This window comes from Bacillus sp. FS02, assembly GCF_024398395.1.
GTDB lineage: Bacteria > Bacillota > Bacilli > Bacillales > Bacillaceae > Bacillus > Bacillus altitudinis.
The window spans coordinates 3,057,199-3,082,719 of record NZ_CP074101.1; the positions used below are offsets into that span (position 1 = coordinate 3,057,199).

General features: G+C 41.7%; 27 protein-coding genes and 2 other annotated features. Of the genes, 22 read left to right on the plus strand and 5 right to left on the minus strand.

Going from position 1 to position 25,521, the window contains the following annotated elements; genetic code table 11:
- Positions 1–73 precede the first annotated feature (73 nt).
- From ytaF to KFQ09_RS15680, 12 genes are all read left to right on the plus strand, one after another.
- Positions 74–706: a sporulation membrane protein YtaF gene (ytaF, locus tag KFQ09_RS15625; protein ID WP_007501684.1), complete on the plus strand. Its 633-nt coding sequence runs from the start codon at positions 74–76 to the stop codon at positions 704–706.
- 13 nt (positions 707–719) lie between these two features.
- The gene (coaE, locus tag KFQ09_RS15630) at positions 720–1,325 is read left to right on the plus strand and encodes a dephospho-CoA kinase (RefSeq protein WP_017367828.1); all 606 of its coding nucleotides are present in this window, start codon (positions 720–722) and stop codon (positions 1,323–1,325) included.
- A 172-nt stretch (positions 1,326–1,497) separates the two neighbouring features.
- Positions 1,498–2,520 carry a glyceraldehyde-3-phosphate dehydrogenase gene (locus KFQ09_RS15635; RefSeq protein ID WP_008346043.1) on the plus strand — a complete coding sequence of 341 codons (1,023 nt, stop codon included), beginning with the start codon at positions 1,498–1,500 and terminating at the stop codon, positions 2,518–2,520.
- A gap of 235 nt (positions 2,521–2,755) precedes the next feature.
- Positions 2,756–3,136 carry an adenosylmethionine decarboxylase gene (speD, locus tag KFQ09_RS15640; protein WP_003216492.1) on the plus strand — a complete coding sequence of 127 codons (381 nt, stop codon included), beginning with the start codon at positions 2,756–2,758 and terminating at the stop codon, positions 3,134–3,136.
- 184 nt (positions 3,137–3,320) lie between these two features.
- Complete coding sequence (locus tag KFQ09_RS15645; RefSeq protein WP_017358264.1) at positions 3,321–3,707, plus strand: hypothetical protein; 387 nt, start codon at positions 3,321–3,323, stop codon at positions 3,705–3,707.
- A gap of 4 nt (positions 3,708–3,711) precedes the next feature.
- On the plus strand, positions 3,712–4,170 hold the full coding sequence (nrdR, locus tag KFQ09_RS15650) for a transcriptional regulator NrdR (RefSeq protein WP_003216720.1): 459 nt from the start codon (positions 3,712–3,714) through the stop codon (positions 4,168–4,170).
- 99 nt (positions 4,171–4,269) lie between these two features.
- Positions 4,270–5,691, plus strand: coding sequence for a replicative helicase loading/DNA remodeling protein DnaB (locus KFQ09_RS15655; RefSeq protein WP_017367826.1), 1,422 nt, complete (start codon positions 4,270–4,272; stop codon positions 5,689–5,691).
- Between the two features lie 17 nt (positions 5,692–5,708).
- Positions 5,709–6,638, plus strand: coding sequence for a primosomal protein DnaI (dnaI, locus tag KFQ09_RS15660; protein ID WP_008346034.1), 930 nt, complete (start codon positions 5,709–5,711; stop codon positions 6,636–6,638).
- A 32-nt stretch (positions 6,639–6,670) separates the two neighbouring features.
- Entirely contained in the window at positions 6,671–7,309 is a 639-nt protein-coding gene (locus tag KFQ09_RS15665) for a TVP38/TMEM64 family protein (RefSeq protein WP_035391160.1), read from the plus strand.
- Between the two features lie 59 nt (positions 7,310–7,368).
- Complete coding sequence (gene ytxC / locus KFQ09_RS15670; protein WP_008346029.1) at positions 7,369–8,238, plus strand: putative sporulation protein YtxC; 870 nt, start codon at positions 7,369–7,371, stop codon at positions 8,236–8,238.
- Positions 8,239–8,281: 43 nt separating this feature from the next.
- Positions 8,282–8,529: a binding site (T-box leader), on the plus strand.
- Between the two features lie 45 nt (positions 8,530–8,574).
- On the plus strand, positions 8,575–10,515 hold the full coding sequence (gene thrS, locus KFQ09_RS15675; protein ID WP_007501674.1) for a threonine--tRNA ligase: 1,941 nt from the start codon (positions 8,575–8,577) through the stop codon (positions 10,513–10,515).
- Between the two features lie 171 nt (positions 10,516–10,686).
- Entirely contained in the window at positions 10,687–11,607 is a 921-nt protein-coding gene (locus KFQ09_RS15680) for a methyl-accepting chemotaxis protein (RefSeq protein ID WP_017358260.1), read from the plus strand.
- Positions 11,608–11,662: 55 nt separating this feature from the next.
- Here KFQ09_RS15680 and KFQ09_RS15685 read toward each other — a convergent pair whose 3' ends face one another.
- Both KFQ09_RS15685 and KFQ09_RS15690 read right to left on the minus strand, forming a co-directional pair.
- Positions 11,663–12,442, minus strand: coding sequence for an HAD family hydrolase (locus KFQ09_RS15685; protein ID WP_017358259.1), 780 nt, complete (start codon positions 12,440–12,442; stop codon positions 11,663–11,665).
- A gap of 136 nt (positions 12,443–12,578) precedes the next feature.
- The gene (locus tag KFQ09_RS15690; protein ID WP_017358258.1) at positions 12,579–13,154 is read right to left on the minus strand and encodes a DUF4352 domain-containing protein; all 576 of its coding nucleotides are present in this window, start codon (positions 13,152–13,154) and stop codon (positions 12,579–12,581) included.
- Between the two features lie 336 nt (positions 13,155–13,490).
- Positions 13,491–13,622: a sequence feature (ribosomal protein L20 leader region), on the plus strand.
- 71 nt (positions 13,623–13,693) lie between these two features.
- On the opposite strand from KFQ09_RS15690, the gene infC reads away from it, so the two are divergent.
- The 4 genes from infC to KFQ09_RS15710 all read left to right on the plus strand — a co-directional run bounded on the left by infC (position 13,694) and on the right by KFQ09_RS15710 (position 15,156).
- Positions 13,694–14,209, plus strand: coding sequence for a translation initiation factor IF-3 (gene infC / locus KFQ09_RS15695; protein WP_024718649.1), 516 nt, complete (start codon positions 13,694–13,696; stop codon positions 14,207–14,209).
- A 25-nt stretch (positions 14,210–14,234) separates the two neighbouring features.
- On the plus strand, positions 14,235–14,435 hold the full coding sequence (rpmI, locus tag KFQ09_RS15700) for a 50S ribosomal protein L35 (protein WP_003216324.1): 201 nt from the start codon (positions 14,235–14,237) through the stop codon (positions 14,433–14,435).
- A 31-nt stretch (positions 14,436–14,466) separates the two neighbouring features.
- Positions 14,467–14,826: a 50S ribosomal protein L20 gene (rplT, locus tag KFQ09_RS15705; protein ID WP_007501659.1), complete on the plus strand. Its 360-nt coding sequence runs from the start codon at positions 14,467–14,469 to the stop codon at positions 14,824–14,826.
- Between the two features lie 63 nt (positions 14,827–14,889).
- A complete protein-coding gene (locus KFQ09_RS15710; protein ID WP_008346019.1) occupies positions 14,890–15,156 on the plus strand; it encodes a DUF1294 domain-containing protein in 267 nt (88 codons plus the stop codon).
- Positions 15,157–15,173: 17 nt separating this feature from the next.
- On the opposite strand, the gene KFQ09_RS15715 is transcribed toward KFQ09_RS15710, so the two are convergent.
- Positions 15,174–15,578, minus strand: a complete 405-nt coding sequence (locus tag KFQ09_RS15715; protein WP_046527305.1) for a hypothetical protein — start codon at positions 15,576–15,578, stop codon at positions 15,174–15,176.
- Between the two features lie 179 nt (positions 15,579–15,757).
- Between KFQ09_RS15715 and KFQ09_RS15720 the strand changes: the two genes are divergently transcribed.
- Together KFQ09_RS15720 and cstA are read left to right on the plus strand one after the other, a co-directional pair.
- Complete coding sequence (locus tag KFQ09_RS15720; protein ID WP_017358255.1) at positions 15,758–16,846, plus strand: M42 family metallopeptidase; 1,089 nt, start codon at positions 15,758–15,760, stop codon at positions 16,844–16,846.
- Between the two features lie 349 nt (positions 16,847–17,195).
- A complete protein-coding gene (gene cstA, locus KFQ09_RS15725) occupies positions 17,196–18,992 on the plus strand; it encodes a carbon starvation protein CstA (RefSeq protein WP_039168858.1) in 1,797 nt (598 codons plus the stop codon).
- 45 nt (positions 18,993–19,037) lie between these two features.
- On the opposite strand, the gene sspI is transcribed toward cstA, so the two are convergent.
- Positions 19,038–19,259, minus strand: coding sequence for a small acid-soluble spore protein SspI (gene sspI, locus KFQ09_RS15730; RefSeq protein WP_008346010.1), 222 nt, complete (start codon positions 19,257–19,259; stop codon positions 19,038–19,040).
- A 113-nt stretch (positions 19,260–19,372) separates the two neighbouring features.
- Here sspI and KFQ09_RS15735 point away from each other — a divergent pair, with 113 nt between their 5' ends.
- The 3 genes from KFQ09_RS15735 (at position 19,373) to pheT (ending at position 23,956) form a co-directional block, all read left to right on the plus strand.
- Positions 19,373–20,116 carry a TrmH family RNA methyltransferase gene (locus KFQ09_RS15735; RefSeq protein ID WP_079919758.1) on the plus strand — a complete coding sequence of 248 codons (744 nt, stop codon included), beginning with the start codon at positions 19,373–19,375 and terminating at the stop codon, positions 20,114–20,116.
- Between the two features lie 375 nt (positions 20,117–20,491).
- On the plus strand, positions 20,492–21,526 hold the full coding sequence (gene pheS, locus KFQ09_RS15740; RefSeq protein WP_008346004.1) for a phenylalanine--tRNA ligase subunit alpha: 1,035 nt from the start codon (positions 20,492–20,494) through the stop codon (positions 21,524–21,526).
- A gap of 15 nt (positions 21,527–21,541) precedes the next feature.
- Positions 21,542–23,956 carry a phenylalanine--tRNA ligase subunit beta gene (pheT, locus tag KFQ09_RS15745; protein WP_060832548.1) on the plus strand — a complete coding sequence of 805 codons (2,415 nt, stop codon included), beginning with the start codon at positions 21,542–21,544 and terminating at the stop codon, positions 23,954–23,956.
- A gap of 245 nt (positions 23,957–24,201) precedes the next feature.
- On the opposite strand, the gene rnhC is transcribed toward pheT, so the two are convergent.
- Complete coding sequence (gene rnhC, locus KFQ09_RS15750; protein WP_110487335.1) at positions 24,202–25,125, minus strand: ribonuclease HIII; 924 nt, start codon at positions 25,123–25,125, stop codon at positions 24,202–24,204.
- Positions 25,126–25,259: 134 nt separating this feature from the next.
- Here rnhC and zapA point away from each other — a divergent pair, with 134 nt between their 5' ends.
- A complete protein-coding gene (gene zapA, locus KFQ09_RS15755; protein WP_008345998.1) occupies positions 25,260–25,517 on the plus strand; it encodes a cell division protein ZapA in 258 nt (85 codons plus the stop codon).
- The last annotated feature ends 4 nt before the right edge of the window (positions 25,518–25,521 follow it).

Genomic DNA, 25,521 nt, shown 5'->3' on the forward strand with positions numbered 1-25,521 from the left:
TAGTGAAGAAGAGTCTAAGGACGCCTAGAGACTCTTGATCATCGTTGCATGAACAGAAAGGAAGAGTACAGGTATGATTTCGTTTTCGCTTCTGTTTTTAGCTATTGCCGTCAGCATTGACAGCTTTTCTGTAGGTTTTACGTATGGTCTTCGCAAGATGAGGATTCCATTTAAAGCCATCGTTATTATTGCTTGCTGTTCAGGAATTGTGTTGCTCATTTCCATGCTGATTGGCAGCCTGCTCACGACATTCCTCCCTGTCTCAGTGACAGATAAACTGGGTGGAGGCATTTTAATTGCTATCGGACTTTGGGTTCTGTATCAATTTTATAAACCAGCGAAAGAGCGTGATTTGCTCCTTCATGAAAAAACACTTCTCAATGTAGAAGTGCAGTCTCTTGGGCTTGTCATTCATATTTTGCGAAAGCCTACAAGTGCAGATATTGACCGCTCTGGCACCATTAATGGAATGGAAGCGGTGCTTCTTGGAATTGCTTTATCCATCGATGCATTTGGTGCAGGAATTGGTGCAGCGATTCTTGGTTTTTCTCCAATTGTCATGAGCATCACGGTCGCTGTGATGAGTTCTCTTTTTGTATGCATCGGACTGCGTGCAGGTCATTATTTGGCCAATTGGCGCTGGATCGATAAACTCGCATGCTTACCAGGGCTGTTGCTCATTTTAATTGGGGTGTGGAAGCTGTAAAGGAGGAAACGAATTGACGCTCGTCATTGGATTAACAGGCGGGATTGCTAGCGGAAAAAGCACAGTCTCGCAGATGATAAAAGAGAAAGGCATTCGGGTGGTGGATGCAGATATCATTGCAAAAGAAGCGGTTTCTAAAGGAGCGCCTGCCCTTCATCAAATCGTTCAAACTTTTGGTGAAGAGGTTCTTCTGCCAAATGGTGAACTGAACCGGCAGCAGCTTGGAGCGATCATTTTTTCTGATGAAGAGAAAAGAAAAAAGCTCAATGCCATCGTTCATCCTGAAGTCAGAAAGGAAATGCTCAAGCAGCGTGATGAAGGGGTCAGCAACCAAGAAACTTTTGTTGTGCTTGATATTCCGCTCCTATTTGAGAGCAAGCTGGAAGGGCTAGTCGACCGTATCATCGTTGTGTACACGACGCCTGATTTGCAGCTGTCGCGGCTCATGAATCGAAACGACCTGAGTGAGGAAGAAGCGCTGAAGCGCATTCACTCCCAGCAGCCTCTTGAGGAGAAATGCCAAAAAGCAGACCGTGTGATAGAAAACACAAAAGATCTCGCTTTTATTAGAAAGCAATTAGAGAACATATTAAACGAATGGGAACATACAGATAAGTAAGAGTACATACAGTACTCTTCTTTTTTTATGCTTTTTTCGTCAATTTCATTGCAAAGAACAGCCCTTTTTTGAAAATATACGTTTATATACTGGCAATTACATTCTAATGTGATATACTAATTTCATAAATAAATTTATTGAGTATAACACATAATAGAGGAGTGACCTGTTCATGAAGGTAAAAGCAGCGATCAATGGGTTTGGCAGAATTGGACGCATGGTCTTCAGAAAAGCAATGCTTGATGATCAAATTCAAATTGTAGCGGTGAACGCAAGCTATCCTGCCGAAACGCTAGCACATTTAATTAAATATGACACAAATCATGGACGTTACGAATGCGATGTGACAGCAGAAGATGACGCGTTGATTGTCAATGGCAAAAGAGTGCTTTTGCTCAATAATAGAGACCCAAAGCAGCTTCCATGGGGAGAGCTTGGGATTGATATCGTGATCGAAGCAACAGGGAAATTTAATTCAAAAGATCAAGCGATGGGCCATATAGATGCTGGAGCGAAAAAGGTCGTACTTACAGCTCCAGGTAAAAATGAAGACGTTACAATTGTGATGGGTGTCAATGAGGATGATCTTGATCCTGAAAAGCACGTAGTTATTTCAAACGCATCTTGTACAACAAACTGCTTAGCACCAGTTGTCAAGCTGTTAGATGATGAATTTGGCATCGACAACGGCTTAATGACAACGGTTCATGCTTATACAAATGATCAAAAAAATATCGACAACCCCCACAAGGATTTGCGCCGGGCAAGAGCATGTGCCCAGTCCATCATTCCAACGACGACGGGTGCCGCTAAAGCGCTTTCTTTAGTGCTGCCGCACATGAAAGGGAAATTACATGGACTTGCACTTCGCGTACCGGTTTCAAATGTGTCGATGGTTGATCTTGTGGTCGACTTGAAAAAAGATGTCACAGCAGAAGAGGTAAATGCTGCCTTTGCAACGGCTTCAAAAACATCTCTTGCTGGCATATTAGATTACACCGATGAACCACTTGTCTCCACAGACTTTAACACAAACCCTTATTCTGCTGTCGTTGATGGACTTACAACGATGGTGATGGAAGGCAGAAAAGTAAAAGTTCTTGCATGGTATGACAATGAATGGGGCTATTCTTGCAGAGTGGTTGATCTTGTAAAGTTTGTTGGTTCACAGATGAAAGAGCTTTCAGCTGTTTGAAATGAAGAAGACTGAACGTCCCTTTTCAAGAAATGAGAGAAAATCCCACTAAAAACACAGCTTGCAAAATGGGTCTAAACAAAGTATACTATTTTTCGTGAACTTCTTGTTCGCAGACTCATTCGGGTATACTTAAAGGGTTAGGACCTCTTTGGACTAACTTTCCCCCGTGGTATATGTCCGGTCCGGCTGCTTAGAACTTCACTCTTTCATTCTTGTTTAAGGGGGGTCCATGATGGAAACAATCGGACGTCACGTTATCTCCGAGTTATGGGGATGCGACTGTGATAAACTGAACGACATGGATTTTATTGAAAAAACGTTTGTAAATGCAGCTTTGAAATCAGGAGCTGAAGTAAGAGAGGTTGCTTTTCACAAATTTGCACCTCAAGGAGTAAGTGGAGTTGTCATTATTTCTGAATCTCATCTGACAATTCACAGCTTTCCTGAACATGGTTATGCGAGCATAGATGTTTATACTTGCGGCGATCTAGATCCGAATATTGCAGCAGATCATATCGGAGATGAACTAGGTGCTGAAACAAGAGAAAACATCGAAATTCCTCGAGGCATGGGACCTGTACAAGTGAAACAGGCGCAAGCCAAAGCACTGTAAACATAAAAAAGATTGCAATGGGAGCTGGCCAAAAGCATTAAATGCCTTTGTGTTATGCTCCTTTTTATATTTGTTCCATACACGACATCCAGCATGATCCAACCTGTCTATACTTTTGTTCTAGGAAAACAAAGGTTTTTTTTATAAAATAAAGAAGAGGGTTTATGACAAAGGGGATACGTGTATGACTTTAGGACAAAAGCTCAAACGATTCATTTCAAATCATACAGAAACATCTGACCATCATCCAGTGTCAGAGCTGAAAAGCCATTACTACAAATCGACACAAACTCAAGTTTTCCAAGCGGTAGAAGCCGTTCTTTCAAGAAACGATTCCTATCAAGTGACATCTGTTTCAGCAGAACGAGGTGAAATCAGCGCAAACATACGAACGCCGAAAAAAGCTTTTCTCGTGGCGACTGTCATTTCAATTCGTCCTTTTGAAACAGCTGTCGATTTTAATGTGACAACAGAAACAGCGCTGCCAACAGACTTTGGCTACAGTCAAAAGGCTGTTTTGTCCCTCTATAAAGAACTAGACAAACAACTTCCAAGAAGAGATCGGAGCTGATGAAATGAAATGTCCCACATGTCAGCACCTTGGCACAAGGGTGCTTGATTCAAGACCAGTAGATGAAGGGAAGTCCATCCGTCGCAGAAGAGAGTGTGAAAGCTGTCAATATCGCTTCACGACGTTTGAAAAATTAGAAGAATTGCCATTGATTGTGGTGAAAAAAGAAGGAATTCGAGAAGAATTCAGCCGGGAAAAGATGCTGAGAGGCCTCATCAAAGCGTGTGAAAAACGTCCTGTCGCTTTAAAACAGCTCGAGGATGTCTGCTTTAACATCGAGAAGGAATTGCGTAACCAAGGCATGTCAGAGGTGAAAAGCGAGCTTGTAGGGGAAATGGTGATGGACGAGCTGGCGAAAATTGATGAAGTGTCTTACGTCAGGTTTGCGTCGGTATACCGTCAATTTAAAGATATCAATGTATTTATTGATGAATTAAAAGATTTATTAAAGAAAGAACGCTAAAAAAGAGCTGAAGATTCTTCATGCTCTTTTTCCTGCGTAAAGCGTAAAACGCAAAAAGAGTGTACAATGAAGACAACCGTATTAAGGGAGGATCAGCATATGACAGAGCATTGGAAGGAAGTGCTAGCCGTCGATCCGTATGTCGTCAAAAGCGCTTCATTGCTCGGTGACATCGATAGACAGCTTATTACTCTTTTATATCAGCCGCTTATTGGCATGTCCGCTTTCAGTTTATACATGACGCTGTGGGGAGAGCTGGAACAAAATCGAATGTGGGGGAAACCCGCACCTCACCGTCAGCTGATGGTGATGCTGCAAACGAATTTAAATGATATTTTTGAGGAGCGCTTAAAGCTTGAAGCGATCGGATTACTCCGCACATATGAACAGGAAACGGAAGAAGGCAGACTGTTTACATATGAGCTCGTGCCGCCGCTGAGACCGGATGAATTTTTCCAAGACGGTATGCTGAATGTCCTTTTGTATCATCGGGTAGAGAAAGCAAAATATATGCAGCTTCGTGATTATTTTTCTTATCCAGGAGTTCCTGCTGATGCAAAGAACATCTCCCGATCGTTTGAAGAAGTGTTTCACGTCTTGCAGCCAGGAGAGCGCAAGATGACAGAGGAAATCAATCAGGCGTCATCGCTTGACGAGGGCTACGAATATGTGACAGTTGGCTCAAGTCAGCCTGCACCGCTTTCAGATGAATCTTTTGATTTTGATCTATTGTTAGCAGGCATGTCGGATATGATGATTCCGAGAAAGGCTTTGACAAAGCAAGTGAAAGAGACAATTAAGAAGTTAGCGGTCGTCTATGGCATCACCCCACTGCAAATGCAAAATATTGTCGCAGGTGCCTGTGGTTCAGATCAGATGATATCAACTGAGGATCTGCGAAAAGCAGCGAGAGACTGGTATCAAATTGAATACAGAGGTGAACAGCCGAAGCTGATTGATCAAAAACAGCCAAGGCATTTACGTCACAATGTCACGCAGAATTCAGGTGCAGATGCGCCTGATGCGAAATTGATTGAAAAGCTTGATCATATTTCGCCTAGAGAGCTTCTAAAAGATATGGCAGATGGCATTGAGCCGACGTATGCAGACTTAAGAATTGTTGAAGATATTATGCTTGAGCAGCAGCTAGAGCCTGGGGTCATGAATGTCTTGATCTACTATACACTGCTAAAAACGGATATGAAGCTGTCCAAAACATATATGCAGAAAATTGCCGCCCACTGGGTGCGAAAGAAAATTAAAACCGTGGCAGCTGCTATGAAAATTGCCAAAGAAGAGAATAGGCAAATGACAGAATGGGCGCAGCAAAAAAATAAGCGTCAATCATATGGATCAGGAAAAGTGATCCGCGAGGAGAAGCTGCCTGACTGGATGAAAGAAGCTGAAACGAAAGAACAGCCAAAAGAACAGACAGATAACTTGTCTACAGAGGACCTCGAACGAGAAAAAGAAAAATTGTTAGATCAGTTTAATAATATGAAAAAGTACAATGCACATTAATGTGAGGTGAGATGGAGATGAAACCGATCGGTCGTTCATTTGATCAGCTAAAAGGGCGGGTAGATTTTCGCGTGAGATACAATCAGATTAAAGAAAGTGTCCTAGCTGATGAAGATGTAAAAGCTTTCTTAAAGGAGCATCAAGAGGACATCCAAGAAGACATGATCAATCGCAGCTTGAACAGGCTCTTTGAATATGTACAACAATCAAAGGGCTGTTCTTACTGCTTAGAGGAAGAGAATGTAAATGTCATTTTAGACGGGTATCACCCGAAGCTTGTGATCAAAGGTCAGAGCATTGATATTGAATATTCCCCTTGTCCTGTCAAACTGCGGCTTGATAGACAGAAAAAACAGCAAGAACTCATGAAAAGCATGTACATTCCGCAGAATGTTCTTCAAGCGACGTTTGCTGATTTAAATGTGGTTGGAAGACAAGAAGTCATTCAAAAAGTAGGTCAATTCCTGCAAAGTTATGATGAAACAGGTAAGGGCAAAGGCCTCTATTTACATGGAAAGTTTGGGGTCGGAAAAACATTTATTCTGGCAGCAATTGCGCAGCAGCTAGCGGTAAAAGAGTATCCATCTCTCCTTGTATACGTGCCTGAATTTGTGAGAGAATTAAAAAATTCATTAGCCGATCATACACTCGAAGAGAAGCTGAATATGGTCAAATCAACACCAATTTTAATGCTTGATGATATTGGAGCAGAGTCGATGACAAGCTGGGTACGAGATGAACTTTTAGGAACAATCTTGCAATACCGCATGGCAGAGCAGCTGCCGACTTTTTTCTCTTCTAATTTCTCACCGAATGAGTTAAAGCATCACTTTACGTACTCACAGCGCGGGGAAAAAGAAGAGGTGAAGGCAGCTCGATTAATGGAACGTATTCTCTACCTAGCTGAACCAGTTCTGCTTGAAGGGGAAAATCGCCGTCATTTATAAAAAGATAGGTCACGTGAAGGGGAGCGGATGAAATGAATAAAAGAAAATGGCTGCTTTTCCTCGTGATTGGGGTTCTAGCTGCTGTGTTATGGTGGCTCAACAAACAGCATCTTCAACTGTCGCCGAAAGATGTGAAGAATTGGATTCTTCAATTTGGGATGCTGGCTCCCTTTGTCTTTCTTTTCTTATCACTTTTTCGTCCATTTGTGCTTGTCCCTCTCACCGTCTTTTCGCTAGCAGCAGGTTTGGCATTCGGCAGTGTCCTTGGGACCATTTATGCCTTAGCTGGTGCGACAGCAGGTGCAACAGGATCTTTCCTGCTTGCCTCAACCTTCCGTTCAAACAAGCAGGAAAACGAATCAAGCAATCGGAAGCTAAAAGCGGTGACGTCCCGTATTCAAGAGCATGGATTTCTTTATATCCTCTTATTACGCATTGCACCCATTCACTTTGATTTTGTCAGTTATGCCGCAGCAGCTTCACGTGCGAATTATCGTGCATTTGCGGCAGCGACTTTTTTAGGGTTAATACCTGGTACTGTGGCGTTAAATGTCCTTGGATCAAGCTTTGTAAGCGGAAATTATGCCGCCTTAGCGATTGTTTGTTTGATTTATTTGATCTTTATCTCAGTGCCACTGATTTTAAAAAGAAAGATGCCTGATTTATTTTAGGCGTCTATTTTTTATGTTCCCCCCATATATATGTAACAGATGTCGTTAGGGGGACAAACATGCTTGAAATAATCTTTGAAGATGAATATGATACCGCCGCTTTTTTACATCTTGCTGAACACTTGGACAGTCGGCATCACATTTCGATTCAACAAGGGAAAGACCGGCTTCTCATAGAAGCGAAGAAATCAGGAGAAGCCATAGAGCACATTGTGCGGACATTACTGATTCACTTTTTTTTGGAATGCAAAGAAAATGAACGCATGCGCAGCATCCTTGAAAACACATACTTATTTAAAGATCCAGAAGAGCAGCACCAAATTCTTTCAATCGCACATAGCATCATGAAAGGGGATCTAGATGATATCCCTGGAATTCATCAAGACCCGCCGAGGGAGGATCTGTTAAAAAAAGAGCTTGAGACGATTTCTTTACAGAAAGGTGTTTTTTCCATTGGTTCATTTATGACATTTAGGCTCTCAGCGTATGACAGAAGGCTGAAGAACTATGTTGAAGTATCCATCGAAGAATATAAAATGGAACAAGAATATCAAAACTTTATTCAATCCCTTCGAGACTATGTGATGTCAAGAGAACCTAAGCTTGAAAAAGTACATGTTGTACATCAGGACCGCCTGATGATTTGGGAATTTCGGTACGCTTCTGAGCGTGATCAAAAACAATACATAGACAGACAGTTTGTAAGAGAGCATCCAATGTATATTGATTCGCAGTTGATTGCACCGCTTGTATCCATTGCGCCACAAAAGATTGACCTATTTACAGATGATACGGGTCACTCGATGGTGCAAACCATTCAAAATATTTTTCAAGAAAGAGTTGAGGTATTCCCTCCTCATTCGTTTCAGGAACAGCATGTTCAATTTGTTCCTAGTCATTTGGAAAAGAAAAGTGAAAAGCTTTCTTGATTTTCACGAAAAAACGTTTTATAATACGGTGTAACTTCATACAGAGACCGTATTGATAAGGACATGAACAAATGAACACCCGCTTAAAGAGAGGGAAGCCGTGGCTGAAAGCTTCCTAGCGTAGGAACATTTGCTTTACCACCTTTGAACATCAGCTGTGAACTGTTTAGTAATAGCTGACGGGAATTCCCGTTATTGAACCACAAGCCGTATTTGTTTTTGACAAAGCAAGCTGCAAATACGGGAAAAAGGGTGGAACCACGATTCCGTTTATTCAACCTCGTCCCTTTCCAGGGGGCGGGGTTTTTATATTGCCAAAAAAAGGAGTGACTAGAGATGTCAGAACAAATTCAACTTACATTTCCAGATGGAGCAGTCAAGGAGTTTGACAAAACAGCTACAACAGAAGACATCGCGGCATCAATTAGCCCAGGCCTAAAGAAAAAAGCGCTTGCCGGTAAATTGAACGGCAAAGAAATAGATCTGCGTACGCCGCTGTTAGAAAGTGGAACAATCGAGATCATCACAGATAAGAGTGAAGAAGCGCTCGATATTATGCGACACAGCACAGCGCATTTGCTTGCACAGGCAATCAAACGCATTTATGGAAAAGAGCATCACGTCCAGTTTGGCGTAGGCCCTGTCATCGAAAATGGCTTTTACTATGATGTCGACATCGATGTAGCGATTACACCTGAAGATTTACCAAAGATTGAAAAAGAAATGAAAAAAATCATTAACAGCAATTTGCCGATTGAGCGCATTGAAGTTTCAAGAGAAGAAGCGAAAGCACGCTTTGAAGCAATTGGCGATGAATTGAAGCTAGAGCTGTTAGAAGCAATCCCAGAAGGCGAAGCCGTCACAATTTATGAGCAAGGTGAATTCTTCGATCTATGCCGAGGTATTCACTTGCCGTCTACAGGGAAAATCAAAGAATTCAAGCTGTTAAGCCTTGCAGGTGCTTACTGGAGAGGCGACAGTAACAACCAAATGCTTCAGCGTATTTATGGAACAGCTTTCTTCAGCAAAGAAGAATTAAACGAGCATTTACGTCTACTTGAAGAAGCAAAAGAGCGCGATCACCGTAAACTAGGAAAAGAATTGAAACTGTTTGCGAACTCTCAAAAGGTGGGCCAAGGTCTTCCGCTCTGGCTGCCAAAAGGGGCAACAATCCGCCGCGTCATTGAGCGTTATATTGTTGATAAAGAAGTACGCCTTGGTTATGAGCATGTGTATACACCCGTTCTTGCGAGTGTGGAATTGTATAAAACATCAGGCCACTGGGCGCATTATCAAGAAGATATGTTCCCGGTCATGGAAATGGACAACGAAGATCTTGTCCTTCGTCCAATGAACTGCCCGCACCATATGATGATTTATAAAAATGAACCGCATAGCTATCGTGAACTGCCAATTCGGATTGCAGAGCTTGGAACAATGCACCGCTATGAAATGTCAGGCGCTTTATCCGGCCTTCAACGTGTTCGCGGGATGACATTAAACGATGCCCATATCTTTGTTCGTCCAGATCAAATCAAAGACGAATTCATTCGTACAGTTCGCCTAATTGAAGAAGTGTATCAAGACTTTGGCTTGAATGACTACACATTCCGCTTATCTTACCGTGATCCAGAAGATACTGAGAAGTATTTCGACGATGATGCGATGTGGAATAAAGCACAGTCTATGCTGAAAGATGCAATGGACGAGCTTGGACATGACTACTATGAAGCAGAAGGCGAAGCGGCATTTTATGGTCCGAAGCTTGACGTCCAAGTAAAGACAGCCCTTGGAAAAGAAGAGACTTTGTCTACTGTACAGCTAGACTTCTTACTTCCAGAGCGGTTCGATCTCACATATATCGGAGAAGATGGAAAACATCATCGTCCGGTTGTCATTCATAGAGGAGTTGTGTCCACAATGGAACGCTTCGTTGCCTTCTTAATTGAAGAATACAAAGGAGCTCTTCCAACATGGCTGGCACCTGTACAATTCCAAGTCATCCCGGTTTCACCATCTGTCCATCTAGATTACGCGAAAAAAGTGCAAGAACGTTTGCAGCTTGAAGGACTGCGTGTAGAACTAGACAGTCGTGATGAAAAAATAGGGTACAAAATTAGAGAAGCGCAAATGCAAAAGATTCCGTACATGCTGGTTGTCGGTGATCAAGAAGCAGAAAATGGCGCGGTCAATGTAAGAAAATATGGGGAACAAGATTCAGAAACAATGGACCTCGAAGCTTTTGTGAAACATGCAGTCGCAGAAGCAAAAAAATAATGAAGGCGCACGAAACAGTCAGTGATCTCATCTATTGAGGTTGCTGGCTTTTTTCTTATGGAAAAAAATTCTCCACTAGTGATCCATTTGCGCAAATGATACGTTTAGATAGTACGAAAGTATGGGTAAGTATGTACTATTAGAGAGAGGCAAATTGGGGGAATGAAAGCGATGATTCAAACAACAAACACTTCATCAACACAAGTATTGGAGCAATCAGCTGTGCTTCGTGCGTTAGAGCACTCACTGGCGATGATTGAATTTGATGTCACAGGTAAGGTCCTATGGGTCAATGATATTTTTGCAAAAGCCATGAAATATTCAAAGGAAGAAATGATTGGTTTAAAGCATAGACAGTTTTGTCCTCCGCATATTGCAGAAGACGCAAGTTATCAAATGTTTTGGAAGCGTTTGAAAAATGGTCAAGTGTTTCAGGAAAAGGTGCAGCGGATCACGAAGTACGGTGACACCTTATGGCTTGAAGCGACGTATACACCAGTGCTCAATGAAGAGGGGAACGTAGTGGCTGTCGTGAAAGTGGCAACAGATATTACGGAGAGAGAAAACACAATGAAGCAGGTAGTAGAAGACCTAAAAGATATGTCTGCAAAATTAATGGAGCGAGCGGAAATCGGCATCCAGCATAGTCAAAGTGTAAATGCTTCTTTTGAACATATTGCGAATGAAACGGATCAAAACATGAGTTTGCTAGAAGGGTTAACAGAGCAGGTGGAGTCGATCAGCTCAATTGCTACAACGATTAACAGTATCGCTTCCCAAACGCAGCTGCTCGCATTGAACGCGGCCATAGAAGCTGCGCATGCGGGTTCCTATGGAAATGGCTTTAGTGTCGTCGCGGCAGAAATCCGTAAGCTTGCGACAGATTCAAAGGAAGCGATCGTAAAGGTGGATCGTTATGTGAAGGCGATCCATTTAGAAGTTGAAAAGGTCAGCAACGGAACAAGCCGTGCAAAGACAAGTGTGTTTACAAACCGGGATCTTGTCAAGCAGGCAAGCGAGGAATTCATGAATGTAGGAGAAGCAGCACGCGGCTTAGATCGTCAAGCACAAAGTTTAGCAGCAATTGTATAGCCGAAAACGAAAAAACACCCAATCTCGATCAGGAGAAGGGTGTTTTTCCTATGGTTTATTTTAAAATATCAAACAATTCGTGTAAGTCTTTAATTTCATAATCTGGTGTCACATCTGTTTCATTTTTCTTGCCATGACGATTGATCCAAACGGTTTGGATGCCAGCGCGAGAAGCGCCGAGAATATCTGTTTTTGGATTATCTCCTACCATGATGACATCATCTTTTGTGAGATTTAACAGCTGAAGGCAGTGCTCAAAGATGCCAGGATCAGGCTTTCCTTTCCCGTAATCTCCTGAAATCACAATTTCATTAAAGTAAGGGGCAAGTTCCGGAACACCTGCAAGTTTTTCTTTTTGCAGACTAGGATCTCCATTTGTTAAAAGAAGTAATTCATAGTTGCCCTTCAGGCGCTCTAAAACAGGATACGTTTCTTCATAGACATACGGGCGTTTTCTGCGCTCTGCTGCAAAGAAATCTGCTAAGTATTGACCAAATGCTTCATCGTCAATTCCTGCCTCTTTTAAGCCGTTTGTCCAAGCGTTTTTGCGATACTCTGGTGCAAGGGCGTTCAGCTTTTGAAAGCCTTCGCTAATCGGCTCACTAAAATTGGACCACAGTCCTTCAAAAGGATTAATGCCAATCATGACAGTATAATCATATGTTTCATAAGAAGAGTACAGCTTTCTTGCTTCTTCACGCACAATCTGTTCAAACGATTCTGGATCAAGTCCATATTTCTTTTCCGCTTCCCTGCATGTTTCCTGAAAAGTGGTATGAATGCTTTTTTCATCCCAAAGCAAAGTATCATCTAAATCGAAAAATACGGCTTTCATGATCTTCTCCCTTGTTATGTATGTAGTTACCCTCAATTGCATGTGACAGGCTCATGTTCATTTTACAATAGAAGTTTTAGAGTTTAAATAGATTATTTAGTAATAAAAAAAGTGCACAAAAATGTGCACTCTTACATTATTTTGATAAATCAATGGTCTTATACTTACCGCCAGTCCATCCTAATCCTGATGAGACTTGAAGCGAGAATTTCTTTTCGTTTGGAACTTCAAAAGCAATTCTGCCTTTTTTAGATAATTTAGGATTTATTTGTTTTAAGAAGAAACTTGAATCGGTATCATTTACATACATATTATTTGTTGCAAGTGATTTGTATTCTGTGCCGTCTTTGCCAATTAACCTGAACATCTCAGTATCTACCATTCTGCCTTTTTTACCTGTATTTTTGACCGTTACTTCAACAATCACAAATTTGCCGTCTGTCGTTACATCGCTCATATACTGTTTTTGTAAAGATTTCGCTTCTGTTACGCTGTTTACTTGATAAGTAAAATCTTCGACTGCTACTTTATCTCCAATTTTATGCGTTTTTTCTTTATCATTTTTCTTTTCGCTACTCGTTACTGCATTTTTAGAACCAGTATTTGATGTATTATCTTTTTTGCTGCCGCCCCCAGCCATACAAGATACAAAGATAATAATCAAAATGAGAATAATGATACTAAGACACCCAATCTTAAAAAACTTTTTCAAATAAATCCCCTACTTTTCCTTAATTTATTAAATGAATTTGAATACTTCTCCAATGATAAGTCTAAAGAATTATAAAATCAATCATTTTTTTGAAAAAATAGATATATAATCCTTTTTTATATGGAATATGATTTATATTTTTGTTTATTTATGTATACAACTTGATTTATATCGGTGTGATAATGAAAAATTGAAGGATTTGAAGAGACTTTATTTCTTTTTAAATAAGGCTTGCCCAAATCGTTTCGTCATGCTAAAATGAAAAAGTTGTTTCAAGAGTTCGGTTACTTGACGGACAAATGAAAATTGTGTAGAATAGTTAACGAATTGAATAGATATCACAAGCAGAAGCACCCGCTTCTCACCTGATTGACACATGTTTGTAGTTGACAGGTTGACCGTACATTTATTTTTTCATGCAAATGTTCGCAGTGTGGGTGTTTTATATGCCCACACTTTTTGTTTGCCTGTAAAACATACAACGAAATGGTCAAAATGAATTGTGAACTCAATTCAAAATCTCATGGAGGTGGCTCACTATTAGCAAAGATCAATTAGTTAATGAAGGTATTCGTGCGCGTGAAGTTCGTTTGATCGGACAAAATGGCGATCAGCTTGGGATTAAAACCCGCCAGGAAGCTCTGGAAATTGCTACGAAAGCCAATCTTGACCTTGTGTTAGTTGCTGCAAATGCAAAACCACCTGTTTGCCGAATCATGGACTATGGTAAGTTCCGATTCGAACAACAGAAGAAGGAAAAAGAGGCACGTAAGAATCAAAAAATCATTAGCTTAAAAGAAGTTCGGTTGAGCCCGACAATCGATGAACATGATTTTAACACGAAGCTCCGTAATGCAATCAAATTCCTTGAAAAGGGAGATAAAGTGAAAGCTTCTATCCGCTTTAAAGGCCGTGCGATTACGCATAAAGAAATCGGACAGCGCGTGTTAGACCGTTTCTCTGAAGCTTGCGCTGAAGTAGCAACAGTAGAAACAAAACCTAAGATGGACGGACGCAGCATGTTCCTCATGCTTGCACCAAAAGTCGAAAAGTAAAAGTAACAGAGGGAGGAAACATCCAATGCCAAAAATGAAAACTCACCGCGGATCTGCTAAACGTTTCAAAAAAACAGGTTCTGGTAAACTTAAACGTTCTCATGCGTACACAAGTCACTTGTTCGCTAACAAATCTACAAAGCAAAAACGTAAATTGCGTAAGAGCGCAATCGTAAGTGCTGGAGATTTCAAACGTATCAAACAACAACTTGCAAACATCAAGTAATCTGGAATAGGAAACATAGGAGGGAATTACAATGCCAAGAGTAAAAGGCGGAACTGTGTCGCGTCAGCGTCGTAAAAAGGTTCTTAAATTAGCAAAAGGTTATTTCGGTTCAAAACATAGATTATATAAAGTAGCAAACCAACAGGTGATGAAATCTGGAAACTACGCTTTCCGTGACCGTCGTCAGAAAAAACGTGACTTCCGTAAACTATGGATCACTCGTATCAATGCTGCAGCTCGTATGAACGGTCTTTCTTACAGCCGTTTAATGCATGGCTTAAAGCTTTCTGGTATCGAAGTAAACCGCAAAATGCTTGCTGATCTTGCTGTGAATGACCTAAACGCATTCAACCAGCTTGCTGATGCTGCAAAAGCACAACTAGACAAGTAAGTCATATAAAAGATCATTCCGCCAAGGAGTGATCTTTTTTTCTCATCATGTGAGGTGAAATCAATGAATATCGCTCTGATCGTGCTGCTCATCTTGGTCAATGTCTATGGGTTTTGTCTCATGGGAGAGGATAAACGCCGAGCGAAAGCACACAAATGGAGAATATCAGAAGCGCACTTATGGAGTGCCGCAGTACTTTTTGGTGCTGCTGGGTCATTTCTTGGCATGCAGTATTTCCGTCATAAAACGAAGCATCCTGCCTTTCAAATGGGTATGCCTGCTTTAATTGTTGTCCAATTGGTGATATTGGTCTATCTCAATCTCATCTGAAAAGGGAGCAGACGCCGTTAAGTCGGCGTATCTGCTCCCTTTTTTTGTTTGATTTTTTTGATGGGCTGATCCCAATCAATTTTTGTTTGAGGATACCGTTCAATGATGTTGTCCTCAAGTTTTTCAAAGTCTTCTAATGTGAATTCATTTAGCTTCTCAGGTGACTCCGTCCAAACGTAAATGGAGTGGACAAACAGAGGATGATCCTTAGAAGGAACATGCTTCTCCCCTTCAAACAAGACACCTTTATAGACGAAATTAAAATTTTTACGGGCATTTTGCTGTTCGTCCATAAAATAAAAGCCTTCTTTTAATTGTGCTTGTTTCAGCTTTCTTCTCGGGTTTGAGAAGAATTTTACCGCCATGTAGAATATATAGACAAGCAATGCAACAAGAGCAAGTCTAATGAGGATGACAAACATGACAGGATGCACCTCCAATACCGTTATCTGATGTACTACGAATGAGAAAGACAAAAGGTTTCAACTTTTTTAAAAAAAATATTTCGATTAACGAAAAAATATTCATAAAAAGATCGTATTGAACGAAAGAGGTTTTGTATAATAAGAATGCACCATGAAGAAAAAGGAGGATACACAGAATGACAAAACTAGATCAAACATTAACTATGCTGAAAGACCTAACGGATGCAAAAGGGATTCCAGGAAATGAACGTGATGTAAAAAAAGTCATGCAGTCATACATAGAAACATATGCGGATGAAGTCTCTACAGACCGCCTTGGCAGCTTAATTGCTAAGAAGGAAGGAAATGCAAATGGGCCTAAAGTGATGCTTGCTGGTCACTTAGATGAAGTAGGATTCATGGTGACAAAAATCGATGACAAAGGCTATATTCGTTTTCAAACGGTCGGTGGCTGGTGGTCTCAAGTTATGCTGGCGCAGCGTGTCACCATTGTGACGAAAAAAGGAGACATTACAGGTGTGATTGGTTCTAAACCGCCACATGTTTTATCACCAGAAGCACGAAAGAAATCAATCGAAATCACAGATATGTTCATTGATATTGGGGCTTCGAGCAAAGAACAGGCAATGGAATGGGGCGTCCTCCCTGGAGATCAAATCGTACCTTACTTTGAGTTTACGGTAATGAATGACGAAAAAATGCTTCTTGCAAAAGCCTGGGACAACCGTATCGGCTGTGCAGTAGCGATTGATGTCATGAAGAATTTAAAGGATACTCAGCATGAAAATATTGCATACAGTGTAGCAACTGTCCAAGAGGAAGTTGGCTTACGTGGAGCTAAAACAGCTGCAGCTACCATCCAGCCTGATATTGGATTTGCTATTGATGTTGGAGTAGCAGGTGATACACCAGGTATTACTGAAAAAGAAGCAACAAGCAAACTTGGCAAAGGACCAACGATTGTTGTGTTCGACGCTTCCATGGTTTCTCATAAAGGGCTTCGCGATTTTGTTGTCCAAACTGCAGATGAATTAAACATTCCTTATCAATATGATTCCATGCCAGGTGGAGGAACAGATGCTGGAGGTATTCACTTAACAGGTCATGGCGTTCCATCACTATCCATCGGGATTCCAAGCAGATATATTCATACCCATGCAGCCATGATTCATCGAGATGATTATGAAAATGCGGTGAAGCTTTTAACAGAAGTCATCAAAAGACTTGATCAAAAAACGGTCGAACAAATTACGTACGGTTCTTAATGATAAAACCTTTCCTCAGTATGGGGAAAGGTTTTTTAATTGCGTTGAATTTCCCAGGAAATGAACTTTGGAATGTAAGTTGTGTCAAAAGAACTGTTTTCAGTAAATGAAGTGATATTTTTCTAGTGAGGAAGGCACATGTGATCTATCTTGTGTTTATGTAAGATGAAATCAATAAAAAGGACAGAGCCAATTGAGGCTCTGTCAAAAGAGAGTTTATGGAAGTAGGTGAAGCTTATTTTAGATTAAATCAATTATTCCTATTTGTCAACTAGGTTTTAAAAGAAAGAAAAATCACTCAATTTATGTTATATTTGTAACAAATTGTTTATACAAAGGGGATGGTTAAATGAATGCGGTTTCAATTGTGATAGGATCGATGTGTATTTTAGCGATTGCCTATCGCCTCTATGGCACGTTTATGATGGTGAAGGTACTAAAGGTCACAGATGATCATCCTACACCGGCTCATGCACTCGAGGATGGGAAAGATTATGTGCCAACAAACAAATGGGTCACATTTGGGCATCACTTTGCTGCAATTGCCGCTGCTGGTCCATTAGTTGGTCCGATTTTAGCCGCACAATTTGGGTATTTACCTGGTCTCCTTTGGCTCTTAATTGGAGCGGTGATTGGCGGAGCTGTTCATGATCTTGTGGTCTTGTTTGCTTCGATGCGAAAAAAGGGGAAATCACTATCCGAGGTAGCGAAAGAGGAGCTTGGTCCTGTTGCAGGATTTTGCACAGGGCTCGCCATGTTATTTATTATTACAATTACAATGGCAGGACTGTCCATGGTTGTGCTTCATGCTTTAGAACGAAATCCTTGGGGAACCTTTGCAGTTGGTATTACCATTCCAATAGCGATGGGAGTCGGCCTTTATTATAAAAAGACAGGCAATTTAAAGCTGGCGACATCTGCGGGATTCATATTACTGATGTTGGGGGTATTCCTTGGACCGAATATTCAAGGAACAGCACTTGGAGATTTGTTAACACTTGATACAAAAACGCTTGCTCTTGCCCTGCCAATCTATGCGTTCTTTGCTGCGGCCCTGCCGGTTTGGTTGCTTTTGGCACCAAGAGACTATTTAAGCAGTTTTATGAAAATTGGTGTTTTCATCGCGCTGATTGCGGGAATCTTTGTGGTTAATCCAACCATCCAATTTCCGGCGTTTACGGAGTTTGTAAATGGAGGAGGGCCTGTCTTAGCTGGACCTGTATGGCCTTTTATTTCGATTACCATTGCTTGTGGTGCGATTTCTGGTTTTCATGCATTTGTTGGCTCTGGCACAACGCCAAAAATGCTAGATCGTTGGAGTGATATGAAGCCGGTGGCGTTTGGCGCGATGCTCGTAGAATGTTTAGTGGGAATCATGGCGTTAATTGCCGCTACTGCGCTTCATCCGGGAGATTATTTTGCAATTAATAGTACACCTGAAGTGTTCCGTACGCTTGGTATGAGTGTCGAGAATCTTCCTCAACTAAGCAAAGAAATCGGTCTTGACTTAGAAGGAAGAACAGGTGGAGCTGTTACATTAGCTGTAGGGATGGCGTACATCTTTACGGGTATTCCGTTCTTTAGTCATTTGGCCTCTTATTTCTTCCAATTCGTGATTATGTTTGAAGCCGTCTTTATTTTAACGGCGATTGACGCAGGAACCCGTGTCGCGCGATATTTGATCCAAGACTTCTTTGGAGAAGCATATAAACCGCTGAAACGAAATGACTGGGTACCAGGGTCAGTCTTTGCAAGTGCACTTGCTTGTTTTATGTGGGGATACTTGCTTTACTCTGGAGACATTGGGTCCATTTGGGCACTCTTTGGCGTGTCAAACCAGCTAATGGCCTCGGTCGGATTAATCATTGGGGCGACGGTTGTGTTAAAAATTGCGGATAAAAGACGGTATATGTTGACTTGTTTAATTCCACTTGCTTACTTATATGTGACGGTGAATTATGCGGGTTATTGGATGGTTGCGAATGTCTATCTCAATCCTGAAGCATCTGGCTACAGTGTACTGAACGCCGTGCTTTCGATGATTATGCTGATTTTAGGTTTTGTCATTATCGTGTTCGCTATTAAAAAATGGATCGAGATTTGGCGCGATCCAGCTCTTCGAATGGAGACACCAATCACTGGCTAAATGAACAAAGCCGGCTTGCTCATAGATAAGCAAACCGGCTTCTTGTTATTGCTGATGCTCAGGCTTTAAGCCCTGCTCCAATGTTTCAAGAATTTCATTTTTTTCATCTTCTGATGCCTCTTGCCATAACACCTCAAACAAAACGCCAAGACCTGGCAGCATTTTTTCCTCGCCACTTTGAATCGCATCTAAAATCGTATGCTCAAGCTGCTCTTGATTATGGCCAGTGATGTTTTGAATGACTGCGCCTCTTAAATTAAAATCCATTGCCCACACTCCTTTTTTGATGGTGATAGCCCTATTCTGTCTCAAAGACAGGTTTATTATGTAGTGTGCTTGAGATATAATAAATTCATGATATTTAAAGGAGTTAAAGTCGCTTGAAATATATAGAATCAGCTAAAAACGCACACATTAAACAATGGAAAAAGCTCCATACAAAAAAAGAACGAACGAAAACAGGGCTGTTCCTTGTTGAAGGAAAACACTTAGTAGAAGAAGCATTGAAAAGCGGGGTTGTAAAAGAGTTAATGGTCGCAACGCCTGACATGCTCCCTGCTGACATCGAGCCTGACATTGAGCTGTATGAATTAAGTGAAGAGGCTTTTACTGCGATGACGGAAACGGAAACACCTCAGCAAATCGCAGCGGTTTGTACAATTCCTGTATTTGAGGAGAAAAAGTATGAACGAATGCTTCTGTTAGATGCAGTGCAGGATCCGGGGAATTTAGGCACACTCATTCGGACAGCAGATGCAGCGGGGCTTGATGCTGTGATTCTAGGGGATGGAACCGTTGATGCGTTTAACGGAAAAACGCTCCGTTCAGCACAAGGGTCTCATTTTCACCTGCCTATCTTAAAACAAACGCTACAACAGACAATTCCAGCATTAAAGGCGCAAGGTATACCTGTATATGGCACTGCTTTAAAAAATGCGAAAGAGTATAAACACATAGCATCAGAAGGTCCATTTGCGTTAATTGTAGGCAACGAGGGAGCAGGTATTGATCCAGAGATTCTTCAAATCACAGATCAAAATTTATATGTACCGATGTACGGACAAGCGGAATCATTAAATGTGGCTGTGGCAGCAGCGGTTCTTGTCTATCATTTGCGCGGATAGTGTTGCATCACGTCCTATTTTTCACTATAATGAAACTAATATTTAAAAACCATGATAGAGGAAGATTGTTTCACGGAGCGTCCTATTAGGGAGAATGCATCGTAGACTGAAAGTGCATTTAAGGAATGCTGAAACAGGAATTCACCTCTGGAGTTGTCACCGGGACCGCAGGTTTTGCGTAAAGGTGGACCGGATTCGTTTGATTCCGTTATGTCAATGAAGCTTATTCGCACATATATTTGTGCTTAACAAGGGTGGTACCGCGACCACAACTCGTCCCTTCTTTTTTGGAGGGGCGGGTTTTTTTATTGTCTTCAAACAATCAAACACCCGTTTATTCAGACGGTTTTGTATATTAAAAGGAGGATGACACTCATGCAAGAAACGTTAAAACAGCTTGAAACAGAAGCGATAGCGAAGGTAGAAGCAGCCAGCTCGCTCAAAGAAGTCAATGACATTCGTGTTCAATATTTAGGGAAAAAAGGTCCGATTACAGAAGTGCTGCGCGGAATGGGCAAGCTTTCCGCTGAAGAAAGACCAAAAATGGGCGCACTTGCAAATGAAGTGAGAGAGCAGATTGCTGGTGCCATTGCTGAAAAAAATGAGCAGCTAGAAGCAGAAGAAGTGAAAAAGAAACTGGCTTCTCAAACCATTGATGTCACATTGCCAGCAAGTCCGATCAAAATCGGGGCAAGACATCCATTAACGATTGTCGTAGAAGATATTGAAGATTTATTTATCGGCATGGGCTATACCGTTGAAGAGGGCCCAGAGGTGGAAACAGATTACTATAACTTTGAAGCGCTCAATCTTCCAAAAGAACACCCTGCACGTGATATGCAGGACAGCTTCTATATTACTGAAGACACACTCATGAGAACACAAACATCACCCGTTCAAGCACGTACACTTGAGAAATATAAAGGCCAAGGTCCTGTGAAGATCATCTGTCCTGGTAAGGTATATAGACGTGACAGCGATGATGCCACTCACTCGCATCAATTCATGCAGATTGAAGGACTTGTGGTAGATCACAATATTAGCATGAGTGACCTCAAAGGAACGCTTGAGACAGTCGCAAGAAAAATGTTTGGGGAAGATCGTGAAATTAGACTGCGCCCAAGCTTTTTCCCATTCACAGAACCTTCCGTTGAAGTTGATGTGTCATGCTTTAAATGCGGCGGGAAAGGCTGTTCCGTATGTAAAGGAACAGGCTGGATTGAAATTTTAGGTGCAGGAATGGTTCACCCGAATGTATTAAAAATGAGCGGATTTGATCCAGATACTTACCAAGGCTTTGCTTTTGGAATGGGTGTTGAACGTATTGCGATGCTGAAATACGGCATAGATGACATTCGTCATTTCTACACAAATGATATTAGATTCACGAAGCAATTTAAGCAGGACTAAGAGGAGGAAATCAACATGTTTGTTTCATATAAATGGTTAGAGGACTATGTCGATTTAGAAGGCATCAAGCCGGATGAATTAGCAGAGAAAATCACAAGAAGCGGAATTGAAGTGGAAGCCGTTGAGTATAAAGGCGAAGGCATCAAAGGCGTTGTCGTTGGACACGTCATTGAACGTGAACAGCATCCGAATGCGGATAAATTAAACAAATGTCTTGTTGATATCGGCGAAGACGCACCGGTGCAAATTATATGCGGGGCTCCAAATGTGGATAAAGGACAGCATGTGGCTGTCGCAACGGTTGGTGCAGTCCTTCCTGGAAACTTTAAAATTAAAAAAGCAAAACTGCGCGGTGAAGAGTCTCATGGCATGATTTGTTCTCTGCAAGAATTAGGCGTAGAGAGCAAGCTCGTACCAAAAGAATATGCAGAAGGCATCTTTGTTTTCCCGAATGACGTGAAACCAGGAGATGATGCCCTTCAAGCGCTTCAATTAGATGACGCGGTACTTGAGCTTGGCTTAACACCAAACCGTGCCGATGCCCTTAATATGCTAGGTGTCGCTTATGAGGTTGCCGCCATTTTAGGGAGAGACATCAAGCTTCCTGATACAGCGCATGACACTTCTTCTGAAAAAGCAGCAGACTATATTTCTGTTAAAATTGAGGATCAAGAAGCGAATCCACTTTATGCAGCGAAGATCATTAAAAATGTAAAGATTGGACCAGCACCACTTTGGATACAAACAAGATTGATGAATGCAGGTATCCGCCCAATTAACAACGTCGTGGATATTACGAATTTTGTCTTACTTGAATACGGTCAACCACTACATGCCTTTGATTATGACCGCTTTGGTTCAAAGCAGGTGGTCGTACGTAAAGCGGCTGAAAATGAAATGATTCAAACTCTGGATGAACAAGAACGTACATTGTCTTCGAAGCATCTTGTCATTACAAATGGCACAAAAGCGCATGCTGTTGCAGGTGTCATGGGCGGTTTTGAATCAGAGGTGCGTGATGAGACGACAACGATTCTTTTAGAAGCGGCATATTTCAACGGTCAAACCGTCCGTCAAGCATCTAGAGACTTAGGGCTTCGCAGTGAATCAAGCACACGATTTGAAAAAGGGCTCGATCCGCAGCGGACGAAATCAGCAGCCGAAAGAGCAGCTCAATTGATCAGCACCTATGCAGGCGGTGAAGTACTAAGCGGTACAGTTGAGGAAAACCACCTTGAAACAAGTATGAATGTCATCCACGTATCAACTGAGCGTGTGAACAAGGTGCTTGGCATGAGCATTTCAAAAGAAGATATGATTCAGATTTTCAACAAACTAGGCTTTACAGTGGGCGAATCAAATGATGTGCTTGTCGTAACGGTTCCTTCTCGCAGAATGGATATTACGATTGAAGAGGACCTCATTGAAGAAGTCGCGAGATTATACGGATACGACAATATTCCATCTACACTGCCTGCGACAGCTGGTACCGTTGGCGGTCTCACGCCATACCAAGTGAAGCGCAGAAAGGTGAGACGTTTCTTAGAGGGCGCAGGGCTTTCTCAAGCGATTACGTATTCATTAACGAATCAGCATAAGTCCACAGCCTTTGCTTTAAATCCAGCTTATCAAACAAGACTTTCCCTGCCAATGAGTGAGGAACGCAGTGTGCTGAGACAAAGCCTTCTGCCAAACTTACTTGATTCTGTCGCATATAACTTAGCAAGACAAGCTGATTCTTTTGCCTTTTACGAAACGGGTTCTGTTTTCTTAGCGGAAACGGAAGGCGCAAAACCGGTGGAGAAAGAACATGTCGCTGGTGCGCTGACAGGCTTATGGCATAAAAATCTTTGGCAGGGCGAGAAAAAAGCTGTCGATTTTTATGTAGCGAAGGGTATTGCAGAAGGGCTGTTTGAAAAGCTTGGTGTATCAGGAGAGATCACGTATGTTCAAGCAGAGCGTGAGGGTCTTCACCCAGGACGTACAGCCGATGTTCATTTAAATGGAAAAGTGATTGGCTTTGTAGCTGCACTTCATCCAGTAGTGGAAAAGGAATTAGATTTAAAAGAAACGTATGTATTTGAATTTGATTTAACAGATGTAATGACGTCTGAAACAGAGGATATGAAATATACGGCTATTCCGAGATTCCCAGCAGTGACAAGAGACATCGCACTTGTCGTCGATCAGCATATTTCAAGCGGACAGCTAGAGCAAGTCATTTATGAAGCTGGCGGCCAATTGCTCACAGATCTTTCCGTCTTTGATGTGTATGAGGGTGAGCATATGGAAGAAGGTAAGAAATCTGTTGCATTCTCTCTGCAGTATTTAAACCCAGAACAAACGTTGACCGAGGAAGAAGTCACGGCTGTTCATACAAACGTATTGAAAGCATTAGAAGATACGTATCAAGCCGTCTTGCGCGGATAATAAAAAGAGCTATCGCTTTATGGGCGATAGCTCTTAGCGTGTAGACAAACCCTCGCATTCGTTGTCAGTCCTGCGCGCTGGTACTCACGAATGTCAAATTCGCTCTGTGCCAGTGCTCGTCCTTCCTAGACTGCAAAGGTTTTCTATCACGCTGAAAAGAAGACAAAGGGCTAAAATCAAGTTCATTTTAGCCCTTTGTCAACAATCTGAGAGCTATCGCTTTATGGGCGATAGCTCTTTTTTGATTATAACCATTTTTTCGCTTTTTGGGTGTTGGCAAAATGAAGTTTTGTAAATTGGCGTAAAGCCTCTTCGCCGTGCTGTTTCATCAGCTTTGCTGCCGCTTTGTCAACATGCGGACCGGCCCCTTTTGGAATGTCAAAGCCCGCTGCTTTTGATAATTTATCCATTTCAATTAAAAAAGCATATCTTGCAATAATAGAAGCTGCAGCAACTGATAAGTGAATGCCTTCTGCTTTCGTACTAAAATATGTACGCTCCCGAATGATCTTTTTCCCCGCAAGGTGCCTGAAATAAATGCCTGGTTCGGCAAATTGGTCAATGAGAATGGCTTCTGGTTTCTTGCCATCCAGTTTTTCTAGCACGGAGGTGATGACTTGGTTATGAAGCAGTGCCTTCATTTTCCCTTGGCTCATGCCCTTTTCCTGCATCGCATTGTATTTTTCATTCCGAAGCACGAGAAGGCTGAACGGGATGGTTTTGATCAAGTCTTTGGCAATGTTGATAATCTGCGGATCTTTGAGTCCTTTTGAGTCTTTCACCCCGAGCTCTTTCATGAGAGCAAGCTGACTGGAATCAACATAAGCCGCACAGACCGTAATGGGTCCAAAATAATCGCCAGTACCGACCTCATCTGAGCCAATAACCGACATGGAAGCGATGCCGGGTGGTGGGCTGTACGGTGTGATGGATGGTGTTTTTTTGCTTTTTGTTTCAGCTGCTTGTAAATGGTTGAACTGACTTGCTTCAGCTTCTGCCTTTTGTCCTTGGAACAGTACTTTTCCAGATTTGTAGGCTGTAATCGTACAGCCGGGAACCTTTGCTTGAAAAAGAGCGCCTGGTGGCAAAGTGTCAGTTAAATGCTGAGCGTACACGCTCTTCATTTTTTTCATGTCTTCTGATGTTGCTTTTAAGACGGATTGGGGCACAGTGGATAACTCCTTTTTACCTTGATATCATTGATTTCTAAAGTGTACCATAACAGGGAAGGGCTCGTCTTTCCATTCAATGTCTAAACATGTTATGATAGAGACTAGGATTCTCGTGGAATGGAGGAGAAACGTTGTCTGACGGCGGTAAAACGAAAACAACAGTTGAGATTTACGGACAGTCCTATACGATCATCGGTCAAGAAACGAAGATGCATATGCGACATGTTGCTTCAATTGTTGATGATAAAATGAGAGAAATCAATGAAAAAAATCCATACCTTGATATAAACAAATTAGCTGTACTGACAGCAGTCAATGTCGTCCACGACTACTTGAAATTAAAAGAGCAATACGAAAAACTAGAGCTTCATCTAAAAGAAAAGGAATGAAATT